The sequence below is a fragment of the Lonsdalea populi genome, from assembly GCF_015999465.1.
GTDB lineage: Bacteria > Pseudomonadota > Gammaproteobacteria > Enterobacterales > Enterobacteriaceae > Lonsdalea > Lonsdalea populi.
Genome location: NZ_CP065534.1, coordinates 1,904,610 through 1,926,239, shown reverse-complemented (window position 1 = coordinate 1,926,239; position 21,630 = coordinate 1,904,610). Strand labels below are relative to the sequence as shown.

Here is a 21,630-nt window from a genome sequence, read left to right as displayed (position 1 = left end):
CAGGCTGACTATCCTCTCGGCCACTGATCGCTCGGCGTTGCCCGTGTCACGCCTGGATAATGCCCTGAGTTAACGCAGGCAATGCGTACTCTTTGCGTGCTTCCTAATGCGGCGATCAAACATATTAAGGTGGAGGCCGGGGGGCGGGCTTGGCATAATCCTCCCACTCGCATTGGAGCCTCCGATGCCGACCTATTCCCCAGCAAAGAGAGAGAGCGTGGCTGCAGCAGCAATCGAGAACGATGATTTTGCCCCGGAGGGCGCATTGGCAAAGGCCATCAAGGGATTTAAACCCCGAGAACCGCAGCGGCAAATGGCGGCTGCCGTCGCCGACGCCATCGCCCGGCAGAAGCCGCTGGTGGTCGAAGCGGGAACCGGGACGGGAAAAACCTATGCCTATCTTGCGCCCGCGCTGCGCGCCGAAAAGAAGGTGATCATCTCCACCGGTTCTAAAGCGTTACAAGATCAGCTCTACAGCCGCGATCTGCCGACCGTGGCGCGTGCGCTCAACTATCCCGGCAAACTGGCGCTGCTGAAAGGGCGCTCCAACTATCTGTGCATTGAACGGCTGGAACAGCAGTCAATGACGGGGGGCGATCTTTCCAAAGATAACCTGCGCGAGTTGGTCAAGCTGCGCGGCTGGTCCTCGCTGACTGACGATGGCGATACCAGCGCCTGCCGCGATGTGCCGGAAGATAGCCACATCTGGCCGCTGGTCACCAGCACCAATGACAACTGCCTCGGCAATGACTGCCCGCATTATAAAGCGTGTTTCGTGGTCAAAGCGCGCCGCCGGGCGATGGACGCCGATGTCGTGGTGGTCAACCACCATCTGTATCTGGCGGACCGGGTGGTGAAGGAGAGCGGTTTTGCTGAGCTGATCCCCGACGGCGACGTCGTGATTTTCGATGAGGCCCATCAGATTCCCGATATCGCCAGCCAGTATTTCGGTCAGCAGTTGAGCAGCCGGCAGTTGTTCGATTTGGCGCGAGATATGATCATCGCCTATCGCACCGAAGTGCGCGACGCGGCTCAGTTGCAGAAAAGTGCGGATCGGCTGTCGCAAAGCACGCAGGATTTTCGCCTGGCGCTCGGCGATCCCGGTTATCGCGGCAACCTTCGTGACGTTGTCACGGATGCCGGGCTGCAGCGCGCACTCCTGTGGCTCGATGATGCGCTAGAGCTGTGTTACGACGTCGTAAAACTCTCGCTTGGGCGCTCCACGCTGCTGGATGCCGCGTTTGAGCGCGTCACTGTTTATCGCAATCGGCTAAAACGGCTGCAGGATGTGCAACAGCCCGGCTACAGCTATTGGTATGAATGCACCCGTCGTCACTTTGTGCTGGCATTGACGCCGCTGTCGGTATCTGACCGCTTTCATGACGTGATGAAAGAGAAAGCCGCGAGCTGGATCTTCACCTCCGCCACCTTGTCCGTGAACGAGAAAATGGATCATTTCATTGCGCGATTGGGGCTGGAAGAGGCGGAAACGTTGCTGCTGCCGAGCCCCTTCGACTATGCCCGCCAGGCGCTGCTGTGCGTCCCGCGTTTTCTGCCGGAAACCGGGCGTCGGGGCAGCGGCAAGCAGCTGGCGCAGATGTTGACGCCGCTGATTCAGGCGAATCAGGGACGCTGCTTTATGCTGTGCACCTCGCATTTGATGATGCGTGAGCTGGCGGCGGAGTTTCGCGCCAGTCTGACCCTGCCGGTATTACTGCAGGGCGAGACCAGCAAAACCCAATTGTTGTCGCAGTTTCTGGCGGCGGGCAACGCGCTGCTGGTGGCGACCAGCAGTTTCTGGGAAGGGGTGGACGTGCGCGGCGATGCGTTGTCCTGCGTCATCATCGATAAGCTGCCGTTTACCTCGCCCGACGATCCGCTGCTGAAGGCGCGGATGGAGGACTGCCGCCTGCGCGGCGGCGATCCCTTTAATGATGTGCAGTTGCCGGACGCGGTGATTACTCTCAAGCAGGGCGTGGGACGGTTGATCCGCGACGTCGACGATCGCGGCGTGTTGGTGATCTGCGATAATCGGCTGGTCATGCGTCCCTACGGCGAAGTCTTTCTCAATAGTTTACCGCCCGCGCCGCGCACGCGAAGCCTGCCGCAGGCGGTGGCTTTCCTGACGCGCAAAGCGTAGCGGCGTTCCGACTCTGTGCTATCATGCGCGCCGTTATAGGTTTATTTCCCGCCTGAGGTTGGCATGTCTACGCGAATTTTAGCGCTTGATACCGCAACGGAAGCCTGTTCCGTTGCGTTGTGGAATGAAGGTGAAATCCACGCATTATCTGAAGTTTGTCCCCGCGAACATACCCAGCGTATTTTGCCGATGGTTCAGCAGATCCTGAGCGAACACGGCCTCACGCTGAGCGATATGGATGCCTTGGCGTTTGGCCTTGGCCCCGGCAGTTTTACCGGCGTGCGTATCGGTATCGGCATCGCTCAAGGGCTGGCGCTGGGCGCCGACTTGCCGATGATTGGCGTCTCCACGCTGGCCACCCTGGCGCAGGGCGCTTTCCGTCTGACCGGCGCGACCCAGGCGCTCACGGCGATAGATGCGCGCATGAGCGAAGTCTACTGGGCGCAGTATCGCCGCGACGAACAGGGTATCTGGCGCGGTGAGGAGACGGAAGCCGTGCTCGCGCCCTCGCAGGTGCAGACGCAGACGGCAGCTCTCAACGGTGAATGGGCGACGGCCGGCACCGGCTGGCAGACGTACCCCGATTTGGCCCAACCCGCCGACGCGGTGTTGCAAGATAGCCACTGTTTATTACCGCAGGCGGAAGATATGCTACCGCTGGCGTTGCAGCGCTGGCAGTCAGGCGCGACATTGCGCGTAGAGCAGGCGCAGCCGCGTTACCTGCGTAATGAGGTCGCATGGAAAAAATTGCCGGGGCGTGAATAACCGATAACCGCAACTTATTGCATGGCTTATAGTCAAATCACCAGGCTATTAAAGAAGAGGCATGCTATGTCGAGTGAACGGCAGTGGAGTCGTCGGATGAAACGCGTTGTCTGCAGGTCGGGCCGTTGTGGCCTGCTGCTGCTTTCGCTGGGCACGCTGAGCGCGTGCGTGACCGTACCCGAGTCCTTGCGTGGCACATCGGAGACGCCGCAGATGGATTTGGTCAGGGTGATGAGCGCGCCCGCGGTTTACGTCGGCCAGGAGTCGCGTCTGGGGGGCAAAGTGGTGGCGGTAAGCAACGAGGCGAATCGCACCCGTCTCGAAATCAGCAGCATGCCGCTGGATGCCGGCGCCAGACCTGTTTTAGGCGCGCCGTCGGAAGGCCGTTTCGTGGCTTATGTTAATGGCTTCCTTGAGCCGACGGATTACACCAATCAACTGGTCACCGTCGTGGGGCCTATCACCGGCTCCGAACAGGGTAAGATCGGCAACCGCCCATACCGCTTTGTCGTCGTGCAGGCCGACCGCTATAAACGCTGGCGTGTTGTGCAGCAACTGGCGCCGTCTGCCGGTATGTACGATCCGTGGTGGGGGTATCGCGGCCGTCCCGGCTGGGGGCCTCGATGGGGATGGGACGAGTGGCCGGGACCGGCCAGACTGGAAATGTTAGTCACGGAATGATAGCGCTGCCAACCGTAGTCCCTCGCACGAAGAATGATGTGCGGCACTATCTTTCGAGTGAGGGACCTCTGGGTAGCCATTACCGACGCAATGATTAACTAGGGTGACTCCGGTCACCTTATTTTTTGTGGATGATGACATAGGCGGTTGAACGTTTGTTGAAGGGCGAGACGCTCTCTTTGTCGGGGACTGGGTAATGCGACATCTCGCCGGTCCGTTCGCCGTCTAAGAAGACCTATGGAGTTAAGTCTTGGAAAAAATTTGGTTAGCGCGCTATCCGGCCGATGTTCCCGCAGAGATTGATCCGGATCGCTATTCGTCATTGATGGAACTGTTCGAAAATTCGATGGCGCGAAATGCCGAGCGGCCTGCGTTTATCAATATGGGCGAGACAATGACCTTTCGTCAGTTGGATGAGCGTAGCCGGGCATTTGCCGCCTATTTACAGCATCAGCTTAAATTGCAGAAGGGCGACCGCGTCGCGCTGATGATGCCCAACCTGTTGCAATATCCGGTGGCACTGTTCGGCGTCCTCCGGGCGGGGATGGTCGTGGTGAACGTCAATCCGCTCTATACGCCGCGAGAGCTGGAGCACCAATTGAACGACAGCGGCGCCAGCGCGATGGTGATTGTGTCCAACTTTGCCCATACGCTGGAAAAAGTGGTGTTCAATACCCCGGTGAAGCACGTGATCCTGACCCGAATGGGGGATCAGCTTTCGGCCGCAAAAGGCACGCTGGTGAATTTTGTCGTCAAATACGTCAAACGACTGGTGCCGAAATACCATCTTCCCCACGCCATCGCCTTCCGCAGCGTGCTGCTGCAGGGCAAGCAGATGCCCTACGTGCGCCCAGAACTGGATCGCGGCGATTTGGCCTTTCTGCAATACACTGGCGGAACCAGCGGCGTGTCGAAAGGCGCCATGCTCACGCATCGCAATCTGCTGGCTAACCTGACCCAAATTCGCGCCGCCTATGGATCGTTGCTGCATGAAGGCCACGATTTAGTGGTGACGGCATTGCCGCTGTACCACATCTTTGCGCTTCTGGTGAACTGCTTGCTGTTCATCGAAATGGGCAGTCAAAACCTGCTCATTACCAACCCGAGAGATATTCCCGGTATGGTCAAAGAGCTGGCTCGTCATCCATTTAACGTATTTAGCGGCGTCAACACGCTGTTTAACTCGCTTTTGAACAACGCCGATTTTCATCGGCTGGATTTTTCAACGCTGCATCTGTCCGTGGGCGGCGGCGCGCCGGTCCAGCAGCCGGTCGCCAAACGTTGGGAGGCGCTGACCGGCAACCATTTGCTGGAAGGATACGGACTGACCGAAAGTTCGCCCCTGGTAACCGGCAACCCCTACGACACGCAGCAATATACGGGCAGCGTCGGTTTACCCATACCCTCGACGGAAGTCCGCATCGTGGATGAGCATGGGAACGATGTGGCGTTGGGAGAGGCGGGAGAATTGTGGATTCGAGGGCCTCAGGTCATGAAAGGCTACTGGAATCAGCCTGAAGAGACGGCGGCGGTGCTGAAAGACGGATGGTTGGCTACAGGTGACATTGTCACGTCCGACTCGCAGGGCTTCTTAAGTATCGTCGACCGCAAAAAAGACATGATCCTGGTTTCGGGATTCAACGTCTATCCAAACGAAATTGAAGATGTCATCGTCCGTCATCCCGATGTGGTGGAAGCTGCAGCCGTCGGCGTACCGAGCGAGATTTCGGGCGAAGCGGTGAAAGTGTTCATTGTCCTTCGTCCCGGTAGTGCGCTGGAAACGGAGGCGCTGATTACCCATTGCCGTCGCTATCTGACGGGCTATAAGGTGCCTCGCCTGTTCGAATTCCGTGACGAATTACCGAAATCGAGCGTCGGTAAAATCCTGCGGCGTGAACTTCGGAATGAGACGAAGGCGTCCTAGGGTATTGATATATCGGATTGTTTGCAAGTCGTTAGCAGGGTATGGTTTACTTTAGTGCTTTTTATTTTCGGACACCGTGATAAACGACCACGGTTGATCTGAATATAATGCCCGGCATCCTTTCGTCATGTTGGGATGCTGCTGTTTTGTCTTCTTACGTTTTGCGATTTTGCGCTTTCATGTCAGGTACGGCGGCTTTCACCGGCGTTTCTTTATCGTCATGACCATTGTTGGACAATAACCAAGAGAATCATGTTTTGAATTATCAGTTGATCACTACCGACGCCGGGTTATTACAGGTTTGCGCGCAGGCGCGCGCTACAACGCAGGTGGCGCTGGATACCGAATTTGTCCGGACACGCACTTATTATCCGCAGTTAGGGCTGATCCAACTGTATGACGGCGAAACGCTATCGCTGATCGACCCCCTCCCGATCGGGGACTGGGCGCCGTTTAAAGCACTGCTGGGCGACGCCAATGTGACCAAATTTCTGCATGCCGGAAGTGAAGATCTGGAAGTGTTCCTGAACGCGTTCGGCTGTGTGCCGACGCCGTTTATCGATACGCAAATTCTGGCCGCTTTTTTAGGCAAACCGTTGTCTTATGGATTTGCCACGCTGGTGGCGGACTACCAGCAGGTGACTCTTGATAAGAGCGAGTCCCGCACGGATTGGATGGCGCGCCCGTTGAGCGAAAAACAGTGCGACTATGCGGCGGCCGACGTCTTCTACCTGCTGCCGATGGCGAAAACGCTGGTGGAGCAGACTCAGGCGGCCGGTTGGATGGCGGCGGCGCTGGACGAATGTCTGCTGCTGTGCCGCCGACGTCAGGACATTTTGGCACCGGAGCTCGCTTACCGCGAGATAAGCAACGCCTGGCAGCTGCGCGGCCGACAGCTGGCGTGTCTACAACGTCTGGCTGACTGGCGTCTGCGCAAAGCGCGCGAACGTGATAGTGCGGTCAATTTCGTCGTGCGCGAGGAACATCTGTGGCAGGTTGCACGTCATCTGCCGACTTCGCTGGCCGAGTTGGATTCGCTGGGGCTGAGCGGTCCGGAAATCCGCTATCACGGCAAAACGTTGCTCACGCTCGTGGCGGAGACCGCTGAACTGAATGAGTCCGACTTCCCGTCACCGGTAGCGAACCTGCTCGATTACCCTGGTTACAAGGCTGTTTTCAAGGATATTAAAGCATTAATACAGGCGACCAGCGCCAGCAGTGGGCTATCAGCGGAACTGCTGGCTTCCCGTCGTCAGATTAATCGTCTGCTCAACTGGTACTGGAAACTGTCCACCGGAGGGAATACGCCGGAACTGGTCAGCGGCTGGCGCAATACGCTGTTTGGCGACGATTTGCGGGCGATTTTGAACCGCGATTGAGGGCCGAGGCCGTTGCGGTCGACGGTTTTTGACTAACGGCTGCGATGGGCCTAACCTCGCCGGAAAGGGGATATTTGACCAAATTTCTTGCATCGGTAGTGTGTTGAGGAGTGCGGGGAACAATGGAGAGAGGATGATCGCCGCGACCGAGCCCGAATGCGGTTAGCAGGTGTCGGGCGCAGCCGCAGCGCGATGGTTACTTCGGCGTTTCTTCCGTTTCCGGCAAGGTGACGTTAAGCTCCAGAACGGAAATATCGTCGCCTTTCTGTTCCAACTGGACGGACACCATTTGCGGGTCAATCTGCACGTATTTGCAGATCACTTCCAGAATGTCTCGTTTCAACTGTGGCAGATAATGGGGTTCGCTATCCCCACGACGCCGCTCTGCGACAATAATTTGCAGCCGTTCCTTGGCGATATTGGCGGTCGCTTTTTTGCGGGACAGAAAGAAATCGAGTAAGGCCATGGTTTACCCCCCAAAAAGTCGTTTGAGGAAGCTCTTCTTCTCTTCCTCGATAAAGCGGTAAGGGCGATCTTCACCCAGCAAGCGATCTACAGTGTCGGCATAGGCTTTACCGGCATCGGCCGAGTCGTCTAAAATTACCGGTTCGCCCTGGTTAGAGGCGCGTAGCACCGACTGATCTTCCGGGATCACGCCCAGCAGGGGAATACGCAGAATTTCCAGCACGTCTTCCATGCTCAGCATATCGCCACGGCTGACGCGCCCCGGATTGTAACGGGTCAACAACAGATGCTCTTTAATCGGTTCTTCGCCACGTTCGGCGCGACGAGATTTGGATGACAAAATACCAAGAATGCGGTCGGAGTCGCGTACTGATGATACTTCCGGGTTGGTCGTTATCACCGCTTCATCCGCAAAGTAGAGCGCCATCAGCGCGCCGGTTTCAATCCCCGCCGGCGAATCGCAGACCACGAAGTCGAAATTCATTTCATTCAGGCCATCCAGCACTTTTTCAACGCCTTCGCGTGTCAGTGCGTCTTTGTCGCGGGTCTGAGAGGCGGGGAGGATGTAAAGATTTTCAGTGCGTTTATCTTTAATCAGCGCCTGATTTAGCGTTGCGTCACCTTGAATGACGTTGACGAAATCGTAAACGACGCGGCGCTCGCATCCCATGATCAGGTCAAGGTTGCGCAGGCCAATATCAAAGTCGATGACAACTGTCTTTTTGCCTTTTTGGGCTAAACCGGTAGCAATGGCCGCGCTTGAAGTAGTCTTGCCAACGCCCCCTTTACCCGATGTAACAACGATGATGCGTGCCATAAATGATTCCTTGTCAAGGGCTTAGTCTAGAGTTTGAATGTTCAGAACATTGTCCAGCAGGTTGAGATTTACCCGTGCAGCCTGCCCAAAAAAATCTTGCGGTATCTGGTCACTGAGCCAATAACGGCCCGCGATGGATACCAGCTCTGCGGCCAGATGGGTGCAGAAGATCTGACTGTCAACGTCGCCAGAAACGCCTGCCAGGGCTCGGCCCCGCATCATGCCGTATATGTGGATATTGCCGTCTGCGATAATTTCGGCGCCCGCGCTAACGCTGCTGGTGACGATAAGGTCGCAGTTGCGCGCATAAATCTGTTGCCCGGAACGAACGGGGGCGCTGATCACCTTGGTTTTCACCGGTTCCTGAGGCGGGGCGGCGGGTTCAGCGGGGCGGCGCTCTTTACCTTCGTTCAACAGCGGGAGACCCGCGCGGATGATAGCTTGTTTGAGCTGTTCGTCCTTGCATCCGCTCACGCCGACCACATGCAAACCGGAAGCGGCGACGGCTTGCTGCAGCGTCACCCAATCGGTGTCGGCGGTCAGTGTTGAGACATTGATGACAACGGGCGCGTTTTTAAGAAACGCGGGAGCCTGTTCGATTTTTTCCTGCAGGGCCTGATAAATTACCTCGGGTTGAGATTCATGCAAATGAACCACCGATAAGGTAAAGCTGCTGCCTTTTAACTCAATGGGCGATTGTGACATCTATCCTGACTCAGTTTCGGCATCTTTAAACCCCAGAGTAACATTTAACTGTGATATTCCAGAGCGCTATAAGCATGTTATAGTCACATGTATATACAGGCAATACATGACACCCATTTAATTTAGAGTAAAAATATGTTTTGTGCGATCTACAGAAGTAACAAACGGGATCAGACATATCTTTATGTCGAAAAAAAAGACGATTTTTCGCGCATTCCTGAAACGCTGATGAAAAGCTTCGGCGTGCCGACATTCGTGATGCTTTTACCGCTGGATGGCAGGAAAAAATTGGCTTCGGCAGACATCGACAAGGTGCGGCAATCGCTTAAAGAACAAGGGTTTTATCTCCAGGTGCCGCCTCCGCCGGAAAATCTGCTAAATATACATCAGTCGGCAGTTGAAAAATAATAGGGTTATTATTTTCAGACAAGACCTTATCGCCACGAGATATTAATGACCATGTGGCGAAAAATAGTCAGGTCGCAAATTAATCTACAGGCTGACTTTTATTCAGACTGCATTTATTTCCTGATTTTATATACAGTAATTTATCGGATTAATTGTTTATCAGGCCTCTTTAAATTTATCTAACGGCTTTTTTTCCTACGGGCAAAGACGAAATCCGACGACGCATTCGCTCACGTTTGCGTGCTTATCTTTTTGTCATCAGTATCGGTATGATGGGGAACCTGGCACCGCGGGCGTGTCGGGGTCAATATCTCAACAGACAGGTCAGGAGATAATGCATGTATCAGCACAGAGACTGGCAGGGCGCGTTACTGGACTTCCCTGCAAGCAAAGTAGTGTGTGTCGGCAGCAACTATTCCGAACACGTCCGGGAAATGGGCAGCGCCACTTTTTCGGAGCCGGTGTTGTTTATCAAACCTGAAACGGCGATTTGTAATCTCCGTCAGCCCTTATCCATTCCTCACGATCTGGGCGCGGTACACCATGAGATCGAACTGGCCGTCCTGATCGGCACGCCGCTGAAGCAGGCAAACGAAGAACGCGTCGCTCGGGCTATCGCGGGCTACGGCGTGGCGCTGGATCTGACGCTGCGCGAGCTACAGTCTTCCTTCAAGAAGGCTGGTCAGCCGTGGGAAAAAGCAAAGGGGTTTGATGGTTCGTGTCCGGTATCCGGTTTCATTCCTGTCGCACAATTCGGCGACCCGCAGAATACGGATCTGACATTGAGTATCAATGGCGAAGTCCGGCAACAGGGAAATACACGCGATATGATAACGCCGATTTTACCGTTGATTGCCTACATGAGCCGCTTCTTCACCCTGCGTGCAGGGGACATCATTCTGACCGGGACACCGCAGGGCGTCGGGCCGCTGCAGTCGGGCGATACGCTGAAAATTGTCCTGAACGATAATGCGCTGGAAACCCGCGTGATTTAGTCATACCCAGGCCATCTGTCCGGTGTGGCAGGTGGCTTATCCCTACTCAACGACCTCGTTAAAATTGTTAGGCGGGCTGTTTCCCGTCACCTTGGATACTATTGCAATGAATCAATCATCTTTTTGGCAACATAAAACGCTGGCTGAAATGTCTGACGAAGAGTGGGAAGCTCTCTGCGACGGCTGTGGCCGCTGTTGCCTGAATAAGCTTATTGATGCTGATACCGAAGATCTGTACTTCACGAATGTCGCCTGTAATCAGTTGAACATCAAAAGTTGCCAATGTCGCAACTACGCCCGCCGCTTCGAATACGAGCCGGACTGTATCAAGCTGACAAGGGAAAATCTGTTGTCGTTCGAATGGTTGCCTGAAACCTGCGCCTATCGCCGGATCCACGAAGGCAAAGGTCTCGCAAGCTGGCATCCGCTGATTGCCGGTTCGAAACAGACGATGCATCAGGAACGTATCTCGGTGCGCAATATTGCTGTTCGCGAGCGTGACGTGGTTGACTGGCAGGACCATATCCTGAACAAACCTGACTGGGCGCGATAAGGTATTGAGCGCGGCGTTCGAGCCGCGCGCTATTAATCCTGGGAGGCTTTATTGACCGTTCCCAGTTTGGTGGTTGCAACAATCAAATCGTTGATATTTTCCGCCACTGCGGCAGCATCTCCATCGTCCAGCTTGGACAAATGCTTATGATCGGATTTCACCACCCGCGTTTCTGCCAGCTCTCGCAGGCTGTCCCTTTGCTCGTCGTTCATGATGGAAATCATGAATCCAATGACGGTTCGGAGCGCGGTGACTTCTTTCAGCAGATAAAGATCGGCAGTAATCATGGTCGGTATGTCCCATAGCGTGGCGATAGAGTGTAATCCTCAATATAGCCAATAAATTCAAGAGTTATTAACACAGGGAGTAGCTGTGATCGTGGGTGAGACCAGCCGAGTGTAAGAAGGGGCAGGGTCAGTAGAGGGATATACTGGATTGCAGAGGCCGAAAGGCTCAGCGCTTTGTTTCAACGAATAACGTGATAAAAAAGCCCCAAATTTCAGGACCTCTACGATGTCGAGTTTTATTTGTCAGACGTGAAGTAGTCTTTATCGCCTTCCATCGGAATGTAAGCGCGAACCCACTCGTTGCCGTCAATGATTTCCCAGCTATGACCTGGACCTTTCAGATCTTCCGCCAACAGGATGGTACCCGGCGCGATGATGAAGGTAGAGCCATTGCTGACTTTGAATTTCAGCGTGCCTTTCAGCGTGATCACATACTGTTTTCTCGGAGCGGCATGGGTATTTTTTTCCCAGTCCTCGGTCGAGTTGCTAATCCAAAATTTCTGCGCGGGAATTTTTTCCAGTGCAGGAATGCTGCCTTTAACAAAGCTGGAATTGTCGCCTTCGGTGTTAATGAGTTTGATTGCAGGGATCCTAACTTCTTCGCTGCCTGTGACCTTGCCAGATTCACAGTAGCCTTGCACGGATACGGCCAGAGCTGCCGCCATCAATAGAAACGCTTTTGCTTTTTTCATCTACTTAAGCCTAAAAAAGGATAGTGGTTTTATTCGCCTGATCGTGCTCAGGTTGGCGGAGGATGTTAGAGCAAAGCGATAAAAAGGCTATTAATTGCTGCTAGTGGTAAAACCGATGAAGCGAGAGTCGGTCGATGACTTAATAACGGTACGTAAAAGAAGGGGATAGAGCGTGAGAGAAGAATGTTGATCGGGGCGAAAACAACCCGGCTGGACGTCGACAGGCAGCCGGGCGAAAGAAGTGATGATTAATGAAAAAGGTCGCGGCGTTTGGGTCTAAACAGTTGTGCGCTCAGCACCAGCGCGCAAACCAGCAGATAGAAGCCGAAAATAACGATCATCCACTGCGGCATTTCCAGCCCCATAAAGTGCCACTGACGTTCGGCGCAGTCCCCCGAGGCGCTGAACACGGCCGGGACCCATTTGTCCAACGGGAGCCAAGAGGGGAAGTTGACCAAGAAGTCGCAGGTGACGAACGGTGAGGGGTGAAGCTGAATATTAGTATGTTTTATAGCGAGGAGCAGTCCTTCGAAACCGCTGTAGAGCCAAAGCGCGATGGCGGGCAAACGGATGACGACGCTGCCCGGCGAGATAGCGCCGAGGAGTCCAGCAGCCATGATGCCGAAAATGGCGTTACGTTGATAAATGCAGAGAACGCAGGGTTTCAACAGCATTATATGCTGGAAATAGAGCGCAATCAGTTCGAAGATTAGGCTGGTCAGCGCTAGAAGCAGCCAGGCCGCCCGGCCATGCGAGCAACGGTTTAAATATTGCAACATCAGCAGCATAAAAGTATTCCATGCAAAACGTTCGAATTATAACAGCGCTATCGATTTCGCTGTCCTGACAAAGAGTTGTACTCTCAGCAATTTTTCAGGGCGGAAATCTTTCGCCGTATAGCCCATACTCTTTTGTTTTTAAAGGTGATATCAGGAAGAACAGGCTGTTTTCACCTGAGAATCACTATACACGATATAGGCTGCTGGATGGATCAAAGGGGCAGGTTATATCGGCGGCGATCACAACAAATATGTGTCAGGCTGTAAATTCTCAAATAACGGCTTAGGTAACGGCTGCGTCCTTACCGTCTCACTGCAAAGGCATGTCCAAGAATAGGCATAAATCAACCCTGACGACGCTCTAATAAAGAAAAGCTGACCAGGATGTGTTTCATGTCATAACTCGGCATTTTTCTCCCCCTTAAAACTTCTTACAATATAAAATAATGCTTCAGTACGAATTTTTCGGTGATGTGAGCCTCAGTGCCGCTGTGTGAGCCGGTGTGCGGGGGGGTTGCTACCGGATTGGTTTGTCACTCCCGGAAACTATGTGATGGTAAAGGGGTTTGTTATGATGGTGTCCACTTTCATAGGTAAACATCGCTACGGAATATAAATTTATGGTTATAAAGGCGCAAGGTCCGGCAGGATTCGCGGAAGAGTATATTGTTGAAAGTATATGGAATAATCGTTTCCCCCCCGGGACTCTCCTACCAGCAGAAAGGGAATTATCCGAGCTGATTGGCGTAACGCGTACCACGCTGAGGGAAGTGCTGCAGCGTCTGGCTCGTGACGGCTGGCTGACCATTCAGCACGGAAAACCGACCAAGGTCAATAATTTCTGGGAAACCTCCGGGCTGAACATCCTGGAAACGCTGGCGCGTCTCGACCATGATCGCGTGCCGCAGTTGATCGATAACCTCCTATCAGCCCGAACCAATATCGCGGGTATTTTCATTCGGACTGCGGTCCGTCAACACCCCGAACAGGCGTTGAAGATTTTGCAGCAGGCTGATTCCGTCAGCGATACCGCCGATGCTTTTGCGGAGCTGGATTACACGATATTTCAAGGACTGGCTTTTGTTTCGTCCAACCCGATTTACAGCCTGATTCTGAATGGGTTGAGAGGGTTGTACCTCCGCGTTGCTCGTTACTACTTTTCCAATCTTGACGCCCGAGAGCTGGCGCTGAAGTTTTACCGCCAACTCGGCACCCTGTGCCGCGAAGGGCGCTACGAACAGGTTCAGGAGACCGTGCGTCAGTACGGTAAAGAGAGCGGTGCCATCTGGCATGGCATGCAGAGCTCCATCCCTCACGATCTGGCCGGGGTAGCCCGCTGATCTGGACAAATAAAAACGGGTAACCTTGTCAAAGCGGTTACCCGTTGCTTTATCTGTCGGACGGTTAGGGCTGATTGCGTGGCGGGCAGCGGTCAATAAGTTCTACGCTGCCATCGTCATTTAACTGCTCCATAAACACTTCAAATCCCCACAGCCGATAAACGTGTTTCATCACCTCATGGCTGCTTTTGTCGAGTGGGGCCCGGTTTTGCGGGATGTAGCGCAGCGTCATAGAACGGCTACCACGCAGGTCGACATTCCAAATCTGTATGTTGGGTTCGATATTGCTCAGGTTGTACTGAGCGGAGAGCTCCTGACGGATTTTCTTGTAGCCTTCCTCGTTGTGGATTGCCGCAATCTCCAGGTAGTTATTGCTGTCATCATCCAGCACGGTGAACAACCGAAAATCACGCATCACTTTCGGCGACAGGAACTGGCTGATAAAGCTTTCATCTTTGAAGTTCTGCATCGCGAAATGCAGCGTGTCCAGCCAGTCGGTGCCGGCGATGTCCGGGAACCAGTGGCGATCTTCCTCCGTGGGTTCCTGACAGATACGCTTGATGTCCTGAAACATGGCGAAGCCCAGCGCATAGGGGTTAATGCCGCTGTAGTAAGGGCTGTTATACGGCGGCTGATAAACCACGTTGGTGTGGCTGTGCAGAAACTCCATCATAAAGCGATCGGAGACTTTGCGCTCGTCGTACAGGTGATTGAGGATGGTGTAATGCCAGAAGGTGGCCCAGCCTTCGTTCATGACCTGAGTCTGCTTCTGCGGGTAAAAATATTGACTGACCTTGCGCACGATGCGCAGAACTTCTCGCTGCCAGGGCTCCAGCAGCGGCGCGTTTTTCTCCATAAAGTAGAGCAGGTTTTCCTGCGGCTCTACGGGAAAGCGCGGCATTTTTTCCGGCGCGGATTCGAGTTCGCGGCGCGGCAGAGTTTTCCAAAGATCGTTCACCTGACTTTGCAGATAGGCTTCACGACTTTTCTGCCGCAGTTGCTCCTCTTCCAGCGAGATTTTTTGCGGACGTTTGTAACGGTCTACGCCATAATTCATGAGGGCGTGACATGAGTCCAGCAGACGTTCCACTTCCACCACGCCATAGCGCTCTTCACAGCGGGCAATGTATTGACGGGCGAAAATCAGATAATCCACGATGGAACTAGCGTCGGTCCAACTGCGGAACAGGTAGTTGCCTTTGAAAAAGGAGTTATGACCGTAGCAGGCGTGCGCGATAACCAACGCTTGCATGGTCATGGTGTTCTCTTCCATCAGGTAGGCGATACACGGGTTTGAATTGATGACGATTTCGTAAGCCAACCCCTGCTGCCCGTGCTTATAAAGCTGTTCGGTCTCAATAAACTTCTTACCGAAAGACCAGTGCGTATAGTTGATGGGCATGCCGATGCTGGAATAGGCATCCATCATCTGCTCGGAAGTGATAATTTCAATCTGGTGGGGGTAGGTGTCTAACCGGTATGACTTGGCGATCCGGTCGATTTCATCCAGATAGGCCTGAAGCAAATTAAACGTCCAGTCTGGCCCATCGCTCAGACATTGTGGGTTTATTACCCGATCATTAATCGATACAGCCATCTGCGCGCCCTCACAATGACTTGTCACCACATTAGCGTGTGACACTTTTTTAATCGTAGTTCAATCTGAAAAATCAGTGGCGTGGATATGCATGATTCGGTTGGCGAATGATTCATCTTACGTCGACGCCGTTTCATCCATGTAATAAATAAAAGCTATATCAAAGATAATCCTTTTATCGGGGTGCTGCGTCGGGAGGTGAGCTGAGCCTGTCGTGTGAGTGCCGGTGCGCGGAGATCATTGGCGCTATTGAGACGGGAGGATGGCTCGCGCAGCAGGTACTGACGACGTCCCATTCCTTAAAGCACAAGGCGATCTCACATAGGTTGCTATCGATATGTGATAACACAACAATTAATTCGTGCAAGATAAAGTCGTTCACGGCGATGGTGAGGGAGGCCTAAAGGATTTTCTGCGTAGGATCGAGGGTGAAAAATCAGCCAGCGCAGAAGCGGCTGGCTGAAAAAAGGTCAGTTATTGACGGTTTGCTTCTGAAACAGTTCGCGGAATACAGGGTATATATCGTCCTGATCGCGAATGTGCTGCATGGCAAAGTTTTCGTGCTTTTCCTGCAGGCGTTCGTATTCGCGCCACAGCGTTTGATGAGAGCGCCGCGTGATCTCGATGTAGCTGTAGTAGCGCACGAACGGCAGCAAATGACTGGCCAGCAGATCGTGACATAGCGGCGAGTCATCCGCCCAGTTATCGCCATCCGACGCCTGCGCGGCATAGATGTTCCACAGCGCGGGGTCGTAGCGCTCTTTGACGACTTCCTCCATTAATTTCAGTGCGCTCGACACAATCGTGCCGCCGGTTTCCTGCGAGTAGAAAAACTCTTCCTCGTCCACTTCTTTAGCTTGCGTATGGTGCCGGATATAAACCACGTCCACGTTTTTGTAAGACCGGCTGAGAAACAGATACAGCAGGATGTAGAAACGTTTGGCGATATCCTTGGTGGCCTGATCCATGGAGCCGGAAACATCCATCAGGCAGAACATCACTGCCTGGCTGGAAGGCTCCGGCCGGCGCTCAAAGTTCTTGTAACGCAGGTCGAACGTGTCGATAAACGGCACGCGCGCAATGCGCTGCCGCAGTTCGGCGATCTCCGTGCGCAGCCGTTCCTCTTCCAAAAGTTGGGCTGGCTCGGCGTTCTCCAGCAACGCGAGACTTTTCTCCAACGCATTCAATTCACGGCGTTTCCCCGCCGTCATCGCCATGCGGCGGGCGAGAGAGTTCTGCAACGAACGCACGACGCTGATGTTGGCGGGCACGCCGTTAGAGGTGTAGCCCGCCCGATGATTCTTGTACTCCGCCATCTGCCGGTGTTCGGTTTTTTTCAGGTTCGGAAGCGCCAGGTCTTCGAACAGCAGGTCAAGATATTCGTCTTTGGAGATCTGAAAAACGAAATCGTCCTGACCTTCGCCGTCCTGGCTAGCGTCACCCTGACCGGAACCGCCGCCACCGCCTCCCTGCGGCCGCTCGATTTTATCATTCTGCACGAAGTGGTCGTTGCCAGGGTGTACGCGGTGGCGTATGCCGCCGCGGCCCTGATGGAACATCGGCTCACTGATATCCGAATTAGGGATCGTGATCGACTCTCCGTTGTCCACATCGGTTACCGAGCGCTTGTTAATGGCATCGGCGATCGAATGTTTTATCTGCGACTTATAGCGGCGTAAAAAACGCTGGCGGTTAACCGCGCTTTTGTTTTTACCGTTTAGCCGGCGATCGATGAAATAAGCCATGTTTCCCCCAAACGACGTTGCCTGTCGGTCTGTCGCATTAAGACGACTTTCTTACGCGCAGGTACCATTCGCATAACAATCGAACCTGCTTGCGGGTATAGCCTTTTTCCATCATACGGTCGACGAAGTCATCGTGTTTTTTCTGCTCCTCGGTAGAGGTTTTGGTGTTGAATGAAATCACCGGCAACAGCTCTTCGGTGTTGGAGAACATTTTCTTCTCGATCACCGTGCGCAATTTTTCGTAGCTGGTCCAGTTCGGATTGCGACCGTTGTTGCCCGCGCGAGCGCGCAGTACAAAGTTGACGATTTCGTTACGGAAGTCTTTAGGGTTGCTGATGCCTGCCGGCTTCTCGATTTTTTCCAACTCGCTGTTGAGCGCCTCGCGGTCGAACAACTGGCCGGTATCGGGATCGCGATATTCCTGATCCTGAATCCAGAAGTCAGCGTAGGTGACATAGCGATCAAAGATGTTCTGACCGTATTCCGAATACGACTCGAGATAGGCGGTCTGAATCTCTTTGCCGATAAATTCCGCGTATTTAGGAATCAAATAGCCTTTCAAGTGCTCCAAATATTTTTCAGCAACGTCCTGCGGAAACTGTTCGCGTTCAATCTGCTGCTCCAGAACATAGAACAGGTGCACTGGGTTGGCGGCGACTTCGCTGTGATCGAAGTTGAACACGCGTGACAAAATCTTAAAGGCGAAACGCGTGGACAACCCCTGCATGCCTTCGTCGACGCCGGCATAGTCCCGGTATTCCTGATAAGACTTAGCTTTCGGATCCGTATCTTTCAGGCTTTCCCCGTCGTAAACCCGCATCTTCGAATAGGTGCTGGAATTTTCGGGGTCTTTCAGCCGCGACAGAATAGAGAAGCGCGCCAGTGTTTCCAGAGTGCCAGGGGCGCATGGCGATTGGCTTAGCTCACTGTTTTGCAGCAGCTTATCGTAGATTTTGACCTCTTCCGAGACGCGCAGGCAGTACGGCACCTTGACGATATACACACGGTCGAGGAAGGCCTCGTTGTTCTTGTTGTTGCGGAACTGTACCCATTCCGATTCGTTGGAGTGAGCCAGTATGATGCCGTTGAACGGCAGGGCGGCAATGCCTTCTGTCCCGTTGTAGTTACCTTCCTGCGTCGCGGTCAGCAGGGGATGGAGCACCTTGATCGGGGCCTTGAACATTTCCACGAATTCCATAATGCCTTGGTTGGCGCGGCAAAGTGCGCCGGAGTAGCCGTAAGCATCGGGGTCGTTCTGGGCGAAATGCTCCAGTTTGCGGATATCCACTTTCCCGACCAGCGCGGAAATATCTTGGTTATTCTCATCGCCCGGTTCGGTCTTGGCGATGGCCAACTGCGCCAGGATGGAAGGCCAGACTTTGACGACGCGGAACTTGGTGATGTCTCCGCCAAATTCCTGAAGCCGCTTAGCTGCCCACGGCGACATAATGGTGCCGAGATAACGACGCGGCACGCCATACTCTTTTTCCAATATGGCGGCGTCTTCATGCGGATTAAACAGGCTCAGCGGATGGTCGTTCACCGGGCTGCGTTCGCCGTCGGCGCTGAGTACATAAATGGGCACCCGTTGCATTAGGGCTTTCAATCGTTCGGCAAGAGATGATTTCCCTCCGCCCACGGGGCCGAGCAGATACAGAATCTGTTTCTTCTCTTCCAGACCTTGAGCAGCATGGCGGAGATAAGCGACGATTTGTTCTATCGCTTCTTCCATACCGTAAAACTCTTCGAAAGCAGGGTAGCGGGCTATGACCCGGTTGGAAAATAAACGGGAAAGACGTGGTTCTTGCGCGGTGTCCACCATGACTGGATCACCGATAGCCATTAACAATCTTTCGGCAGCATTTGCATAGGCACTGCGATCTTGCTGGCAGATGTTAAGGAACTCTTGCAGTGTGAACTCTTCGTCCTTGGCAGCGTCATAACGCTGACGGTAATGATCAAATATGTTCATAGCGATGCCCGTCCTTCGTCGATTAACAACACAGAATAAGAGAGCGAGAGTATGAATATCGTCTATATAATGGTTGGCTCTCCTAAAGAAGAATTCCCCCTCAGAGTACAGCAACCCTTATGCCAACTTGTGACGCACCGCGCAGGTTTAACATCGACGTGCGCCGCAAGGGAATGTCCTCTTCACTTTAAAGCGTAGTTTGTCACGATGAAATTTCCTCTATTCTTCCTTGGGCTTTTTAATATATTTCAATGACTCAGTCCGTCGAGGTAGAGGCTATTCCCCTTTGCAGCGGGTCTGAACGAGTATGACAGACCTCCCTTTTGACACTAAAAAAAATGGTTATAAGTTATCTGCTTCAGGCTGTAGTAGCGTTATTTCCCGGCATGATCATGATGTCAGCTTACTCCTACGGGAGGCCAGATCGGAACAGGAGAAGGCCAGCAGTGAAAAAACTTCAATCATTAGGTGTCGTGCTGATGCTAGGCGTTACCGCGACGTTGCCCGCACAGGCGGATACCTTTTCTCTGGGGATGGGGGCCATCGGAAAAACGTCGGTTTATCGCGGCGACGATAACCACATTTATCCATTCCCGCAGGTGGTCTATGAAAGCGATAACGTCTATTTTCGAGGGCTGGGCGGCGGCTACTATCTGTGGAACGACGCGCAAAATAAACTTTCGCTGACTGCCTACTATAATCCGTTCGGATTCAAGCCAGGCGACAGTGACGACGGCAGTATGAAGCAGCTGGACAAGCGCCGCGGCACGCTGATGGGCGGCCTGGCTTATCGTCATGATGCGCAATGGGGGGCTATCCGCAGCGTCCTGACCGCCGACGCGCTGGGCAACAGCGATGGCATCGTGTGGGATACCGCCTATCTCTATCGCATTGACGCCGACCAGTGGCATATCACGCCGGGGATCGGCGTTAACTGGTCGAGCGCGCGTCAGAACCGCTACTACTACGGTGTCAGCAATGGAGAATCATCGCGTTCGGGCATTCAACGCTACCGTCCGGGAGACAGTTGGGACCCCTATCTGGAACTGAGCGTGGGGTATTCAATTACTCCGCGCTGGAACACCTGGATTATCGGCCGCTACACCCGTTTTAGCGATGAAGTGAAAAGCAGCCCGATGGTTGAGAAAAGCGATAGTGTGATGCTCGGAGGCGGAATCAGCTACGCCTTTTAAGTTAGAATGCACTATTTTTGTGCTTTAAACGCACCGTAAACGTCAGTTTACGGTGCGTTTGCTTTATGATAAGGCGCGGTCTGTCTGGATAGCCAGCACGGTATAACGTGACCGTGCCGTTTCGCGCTTTAAAAGGGGTTATTTCGCATGGGTGGAATGAACGCGTATAGAGGTGGCCAATTTGGCTGGCGCATGGCGTGTCATGTTAAATGGTTGACTGATACGGGTAGTTTCCACGCACACGAACGTCTTATACCCCTCGTCGGTGAGATCCGACATCGACTTCGACAGCTGCTCTCCCGGGTTCCAGGCCACGACATCGCTGTGGTTAAAGTGGTGCACTTGTATAGTGCGCTGAAGAACCGGATCGTGGATTACGCTGATCGCTTCAGGCTCGGTATAGATCCGGTCGGTGCGGTCGGAGAAGGTGAGATCGCCCCGTTCGATGCCGGTATTATCCGGGTCGACCTTATCGATAAAGCGCTCGCCCAGCCCGCTGATGTGAACACGGCGAATGTCCCCAATATTAAAATAAGTGTGCAGGGCGCTAGTCATACTGTATTCCCCTTCGAACGCCAGCTCCACATCACACGAGGTTTGGGTTAATACGAAGCGGGCATCTATTTTGAACGCCTGCGGCCAGATGGCGCGCGTTTCCTCGTTGTCTCGCAGCGTCAGGGTCAGCGTAACACCGTCTGCATCATCGATATGGGATGAGAAGGCCCAGGGCATAATGCGCGCGAAGCCGTGGCTCGGTTCGGCGACGGGACCAAACCAAGGGAAGCAGATAGGAATGCCTCCGCGAATCGCTTTCCCTTCCTGAAACAGCGTGTTGTCGCTGAGCCAAATGACCGGTGCGGCGTCGGTGGGCTGCCAGGCGATCAGATGAGCTCCTTGCAGTGCGACGGCGGCTCTCAGCTGCGGATGGTCAATGACGACAATCGGCAGTTGATCCTGCTGGCGTAACGTAATATGGGGGGAAATCGTTTTGCTGACGGGAAGGGAGAAAATAGCATCAGTCATGGGCGGTCCTATTCATCTATGAGTAGAAATCGATAGTGATTATTGTGGCACTCATAACGCCGTTGCCCAATAGGAATTCGCCGTCTCGTCGAACCACGTTAAAAACAGCATCATCAGCTATCACGCTACTCCATCGGGCTGCCTCAGCCAGGACATGACAGACTGCGTTC

At 53.7% G+C, this 21,630-nt stretch carries 20 protein-coding genes; 10 read left to right on the top strand and 10 right to left on the bottom strand.

The features are described from left to right. Positions 1 to 184: 184 nt before the first annotated feature. From I6N93_RS08375 to rnd, 5 genes are all read left to right on the top strand, one after another. Complete coding sequence (locus tag I6N93_RS08375) at positions 185 to 2,140, top strand: ATP-dependent DNA helicase (RefSeq protein WP_085687479.1); 1,956 nt, start codon at positions 185 to 187, stop codon at positions 2,138 to 2,140. Positions 2,141 to 2,203: 63 nt separating this feature from the next. Beyond that, the gene (tsaB, locus tag I6N93_RS08370; RefSeq protein WP_085687480.1) at positions 2,204 to 2,905 is read left to right on the top strand and encodes a tRNA (adenosine(37)-N6)-threonylcarbamoyltransferase complex dimerization subunit type 1 TsaB; all 702 of its coding nucleotides are present in this window, start codon (positions 2,204 to 2,206) and stop codon (positions 2,903 to 2,905) included. A gap of 96 nt (positions 2,906 to 3,001) precedes the next feature. Continuing rightward, complete coding sequence (locus I6N93_RS08365) at positions 3,002 to 3,586, top strand: Slp family lipoprotein (protein ID WP_139829927.1); 585 nt, start codon at positions 3,002 to 3,004, stop codon at positions 3,584 to 3,586. Positions 3,587 to 3,836: 250 nt separating this feature from the next. Further along, entirely contained in the window at positions 3,837 to 5,510 is a 1,674-nt protein-coding gene (fadD, locus tag I6N93_RS08360; protein WP_085687484.1) for a long-chain-fatty-acid--CoA ligase FadD, read from the top strand. Between the two features lie 257 nt (positions 5,511 to 5,767). Further along, complete coding sequence (rnd, locus tag I6N93_RS08355; RefSeq protein WP_085687486.1) at positions 5,768 to 6,889, top strand: ribonuclease D; 1,122 nt, start codon at positions 5,768 to 5,770, stop codon at positions 6,887 to 6,889. Between the two features lie 196 nt (positions 6,890 to 7,085). Here rnd and minE read toward each other — a convergent pair whose 3' ends face one another. The 3 genes from minE to minC are packed head-to-tail and all read right to left on the bottom strand — an operon-like array spanning position 7,086 to position 8,876. Beyond that, positions 7,086 to 7,355, bottom strand: a complete 270-nt coding sequence (gene minE / locus I6N93_RS08350) for a cell division topological specificity factor MinE (RefSeq protein ID WP_085687488.1) — start codon at positions 7,353 to 7,355, stop codon at positions 7,086 to 7,088. Positions 7,356 to 7,358: 3 nt separating this feature from the next. Next, the gene (gene minD / locus I6N93_RS08345) at positions 7,359 to 8,171 is read right to left on the bottom strand and encodes a septum site-determining protein MinD (RefSeq protein ID WP_026742418.1); all 813 of its coding nucleotides are present in this window, start codon (positions 8,169 to 8,171) and stop codon (positions 7,359 to 7,361) included. Positions 8,172 to 8,192: 21 nt separating this feature from the next. After that, positions 8,193 to 8,876 (bottom strand): septum site-determining protein MinC, encoded by a 684-nt coding sequence (gene minC / locus I6N93_RS08340; protein WP_085687490.1) that lies wholly within the window; start codon positions 8,874 to 8,876, stop codon positions 8,193 to 8,195. A 135-nt stretch (positions 8,877 to 9,011) separates the two neighbouring features. Here minC and I6N93_RS08335 point away from each other — a divergent pair, with 135 nt between their 5' ends. The 3 genes from I6N93_RS08335 to I6N93_RS08325 all read left to right on the top strand — a co-directional run bounded on the left by I6N93_RS08335 (position 9,012) and on the right by I6N93_RS08325 (position 10,832). Beyond that, a complete protein-coding gene (locus tag I6N93_RS08335; RefSeq protein WP_085687492.1) occupies positions 9,012 to 9,284 on the top strand; it encodes a YcgL domain-containing protein in 273 nt (90 codons plus the stop codon). A gap of 338 nt (positions 9,285 to 9,622) precedes the next feature. Beyond that, positions 9,623 to 10,279, top strand: a complete 657-nt coding sequence (locus tag I6N93_RS08330; protein WP_085687494.1) for a fumarylacetoacetate hydrolase family protein — start codon at positions 9,623 to 9,625, stop codon at positions 10,277 to 10,279. Between the two features lie 106 nt (positions 10,280 to 10,385). Continuing rightward, a complete protein-coding gene (locus I6N93_RS08325) occupies positions 10,386 to 10,832 on the top strand; it encodes a YcgN family cysteine cluster protein (protein WP_085687548.1) in 447 nt (148 codons plus the stop codon). A 32-nt stretch (positions 10,833 to 10,864) separates the two neighbouring features. On the opposite strand, the gene I6N93_RS08320 is transcribed toward I6N93_RS08325, so the two are convergent. The 3 genes from I6N93_RS08320 to dsbB form a co-directional block, all read right to left on the bottom strand. Next, positions 10,865 to 11,119, bottom strand: a complete 255-nt coding sequence (locus I6N93_RS08320) for a hypothetical protein (protein ID WP_085687496.1) — start codon at positions 11,117 to 11,119, stop codon at positions 10,865 to 10,867. Between the two features lie 236 nt (positions 11,120 to 11,355). After that, a complete protein-coding gene (locus tag I6N93_RS08315; RefSeq protein WP_085687498.1) occupies positions 11,356 to 11,811 on the bottom strand; it encodes a cupin domain-containing protein in 456 nt (151 codons plus the stop codon). A 248-nt stretch (positions 11,812 to 12,059) separates the two neighbouring features. Then, positions 12,060 to 12,590: a disulfide bond formation protein DsbB gene (dsbB, locus tag I6N93_RS08310; protein ID WP_085687550.1), complete on the bottom strand. Its 531-nt coding sequence runs from the start codon at positions 12,588 to 12,590 to the stop codon at positions 12,060 to 12,062. Positions 12,591 to 13,210: 620 nt separating this feature from the next. On the opposite strand from dsbB, the gene fadR reads away from it, so the two are divergent. Next, positions 13,211 to 13,930: a fatty acid metabolism transcriptional regulator FadR gene (gene fadR / locus I6N93_RS08305; RefSeq protein WP_085687500.1), complete on the top strand. Its 720-nt coding sequence runs from the start codon at positions 13,211 to 13,213 to the stop codon at positions 13,928 to 13,930. Positions 13,931 to 13,994: 64 nt separating this feature from the next. Here the strand turns inward: fadR and I6N93_RS08300 are convergent, their stop codons facing one another. The 3 genes from I6N93_RS08300 to I6N93_RS08290 all read right to left on the bottom strand — a co-directional run bounded on the left by I6N93_RS08300 (position 13,995) and on the right by I6N93_RS08290 (position 19,244). Beyond that, entirely contained in the window at positions 13,995 to 15,527 is a 1,533-nt protein-coding gene (locus I6N93_RS08300; RefSeq protein ID WP_085687502.1) for a SpoVR family protein, read from the bottom strand. A 470-nt stretch (positions 15,528 to 15,997) separates the two neighbouring features. Continuing rightward, positions 15,998 to 17,272, bottom strand: coding sequence for a YeaH/YhbH family protein (locus tag I6N93_RS08295; protein WP_085687504.1), 1,275 nt, complete (start codon positions 17,270 to 17,272; stop codon positions 15,998 to 16,000). Between the two features lie 37 nt (positions 17,273 to 17,309). Beyond that, positions 17,310 to 19,244, bottom strand: a complete 1,935-nt coding sequence (locus I6N93_RS08290) for a PrkA family serine protein kinase (protein ID WP_085687506.1) — start codon at positions 19,242 to 19,244, stop codon at positions 17,310 to 17,312. Between the two features lie 446 nt (positions 19,245 to 19,690). Between I6N93_RS08290 and I6N93_RS08285 the strand changes: the two genes are divergently transcribed. Then, entirely contained in the window at positions 19,691 to 20,437 is a 747-nt protein-coding gene (locus I6N93_RS08285; RefSeq protein WP_373853589.1) for a MipA/OmpV family protein, read from the top strand. 138 nt (positions 20,438 to 20,575) lie between these two features. On the opposite strand, the gene I6N93_RS08280 is transcribed toward I6N93_RS08285, so the two are convergent. Next, positions 20,576 to 21,460: a D-hexose-6-phosphate mutarotase gene (locus I6N93_RS08280; protein ID WP_085687508.1), complete on the bottom strand. Its 885-nt coding sequence runs from the start codon at positions 21,458 to 21,460 to the stop codon at positions 20,576 to 20,578. Positions 21,461 to 21,630 lie beyond the last annotated feature (170 nt).

Bases quoted from the DNA above. Each gene is read 5' to 3' on its own strand.
- I6N93_RS08375 (WP_085687479.1), top strand. From the start codon at position 185: ATGCCGACCTATTCCCCAGCAAAGAGAGAGAGCGTGGCTGCAGCAGCA.
- tsaB (WP_085687480.1), top strand. From the start codon at position 2,204: ATGTCTACGCGAATTTTAGCGCTTGATACCGCAACGGAAGCCTGTTCC.
- I6N93_RS08365 (WP_139829927.1), top strand. From the start codon at position 3,002: ATGAAACGCGTTGTCTGCAGGTCGGGCCGTTGTGGCCTGCTGCTGCTT.
- minE (WP_085687488.1), bottom strand. From the start codon at position 7,355: ATGGCCTTACTCGATTTCTTTCTGTCCCGCAAAAAAGCGACCGCCAAT.
- minD (WP_026742418.1), bottom strand. From the start codon at position 8,171: ATGGCACGCATCATCGTTGTTACATCGGGTAAAGGGGGCGTTGGCAAG.
- minC (WP_085687490.1), bottom strand. From the start codon at position 8,876: ATGTCACAATCGCCCATTGAGTTAAAAGGCAGCAGCTTTACCTTATCG.
- I6N93_RS08335 (WP_085687492.1), top strand. From the start codon at position 9,012: ATGTTTTGTGCGATCTACAGAAGTAACAAACGGGATCAGACATATCTT.
- I6N93_RS08330 (WP_085687494.1), top strand. From the start codon at position 9,623: ATGTATCAGCACAGAGACTGGCAGGGCGCGTTACTGGACTTCCCTGCA.
- I6N93_RS08325 (WP_085687548.1), top strand. From the start codon at position 10,386: ATGAATCAATCATCTTTTTGGCAACATAAAACGCTGGCTGAAATGTCT.
- I6N93_RS08320 (WP_085687496.1), bottom strand. From the start codon at position 11,119: ATGATTACTGCCGATCTTTATCTGCTGAAAGAAGTCACCGCGCTCCGA.
- I6N93_RS08315 (WP_085687498.1), bottom strand. From the start codon at position 11,811: ATGAAAAAAGCAAAAGCGTTTCTATTGATGGCGGCAGCTCTGGCCGTA.
- dsbB (WP_085687550.1), bottom strand. From the start codon at position 12,590: ATGTTGCAATATTTAAACCGTTGCTCGCATGGCCGGGCGGCCTGGCTG.
- fadR (WP_085687500.1), top strand. From the start codon at position 13,211: ATGGTTATAAAGGCGCAAGGTCCGGCAGGATTCGCGGAAGAGTATATT.
- I6N93_RS08300 (WP_085687502.1), bottom strand. From the start codon at position 15,527: ATGGCTGTATCGATTAATGATCGGGTAATAAACCCACAATGTCTGAGC.
- I6N93_RS08295 (WP_085687504.1), bottom strand. From the start codon at position 17,272: ATGGCTTATTTCATCGATCGCCGGCTAAACGGTAAAAACAAAAGCGCG.
- I6N93_RS08290 (WP_085687506.1), bottom strand. From the start codon at position 19,244: ATGAACATATTTGATCATTACCGTCAGCGTTATGACGCTGCCAAGGAC.
- I6N93_RS08280 (WP_085687508.1), bottom strand. From the start codon at position 21,460: ATGACTGATGCTATTTTCTCCCTTCCCGTCAGCAAAACGATTTCCCCC.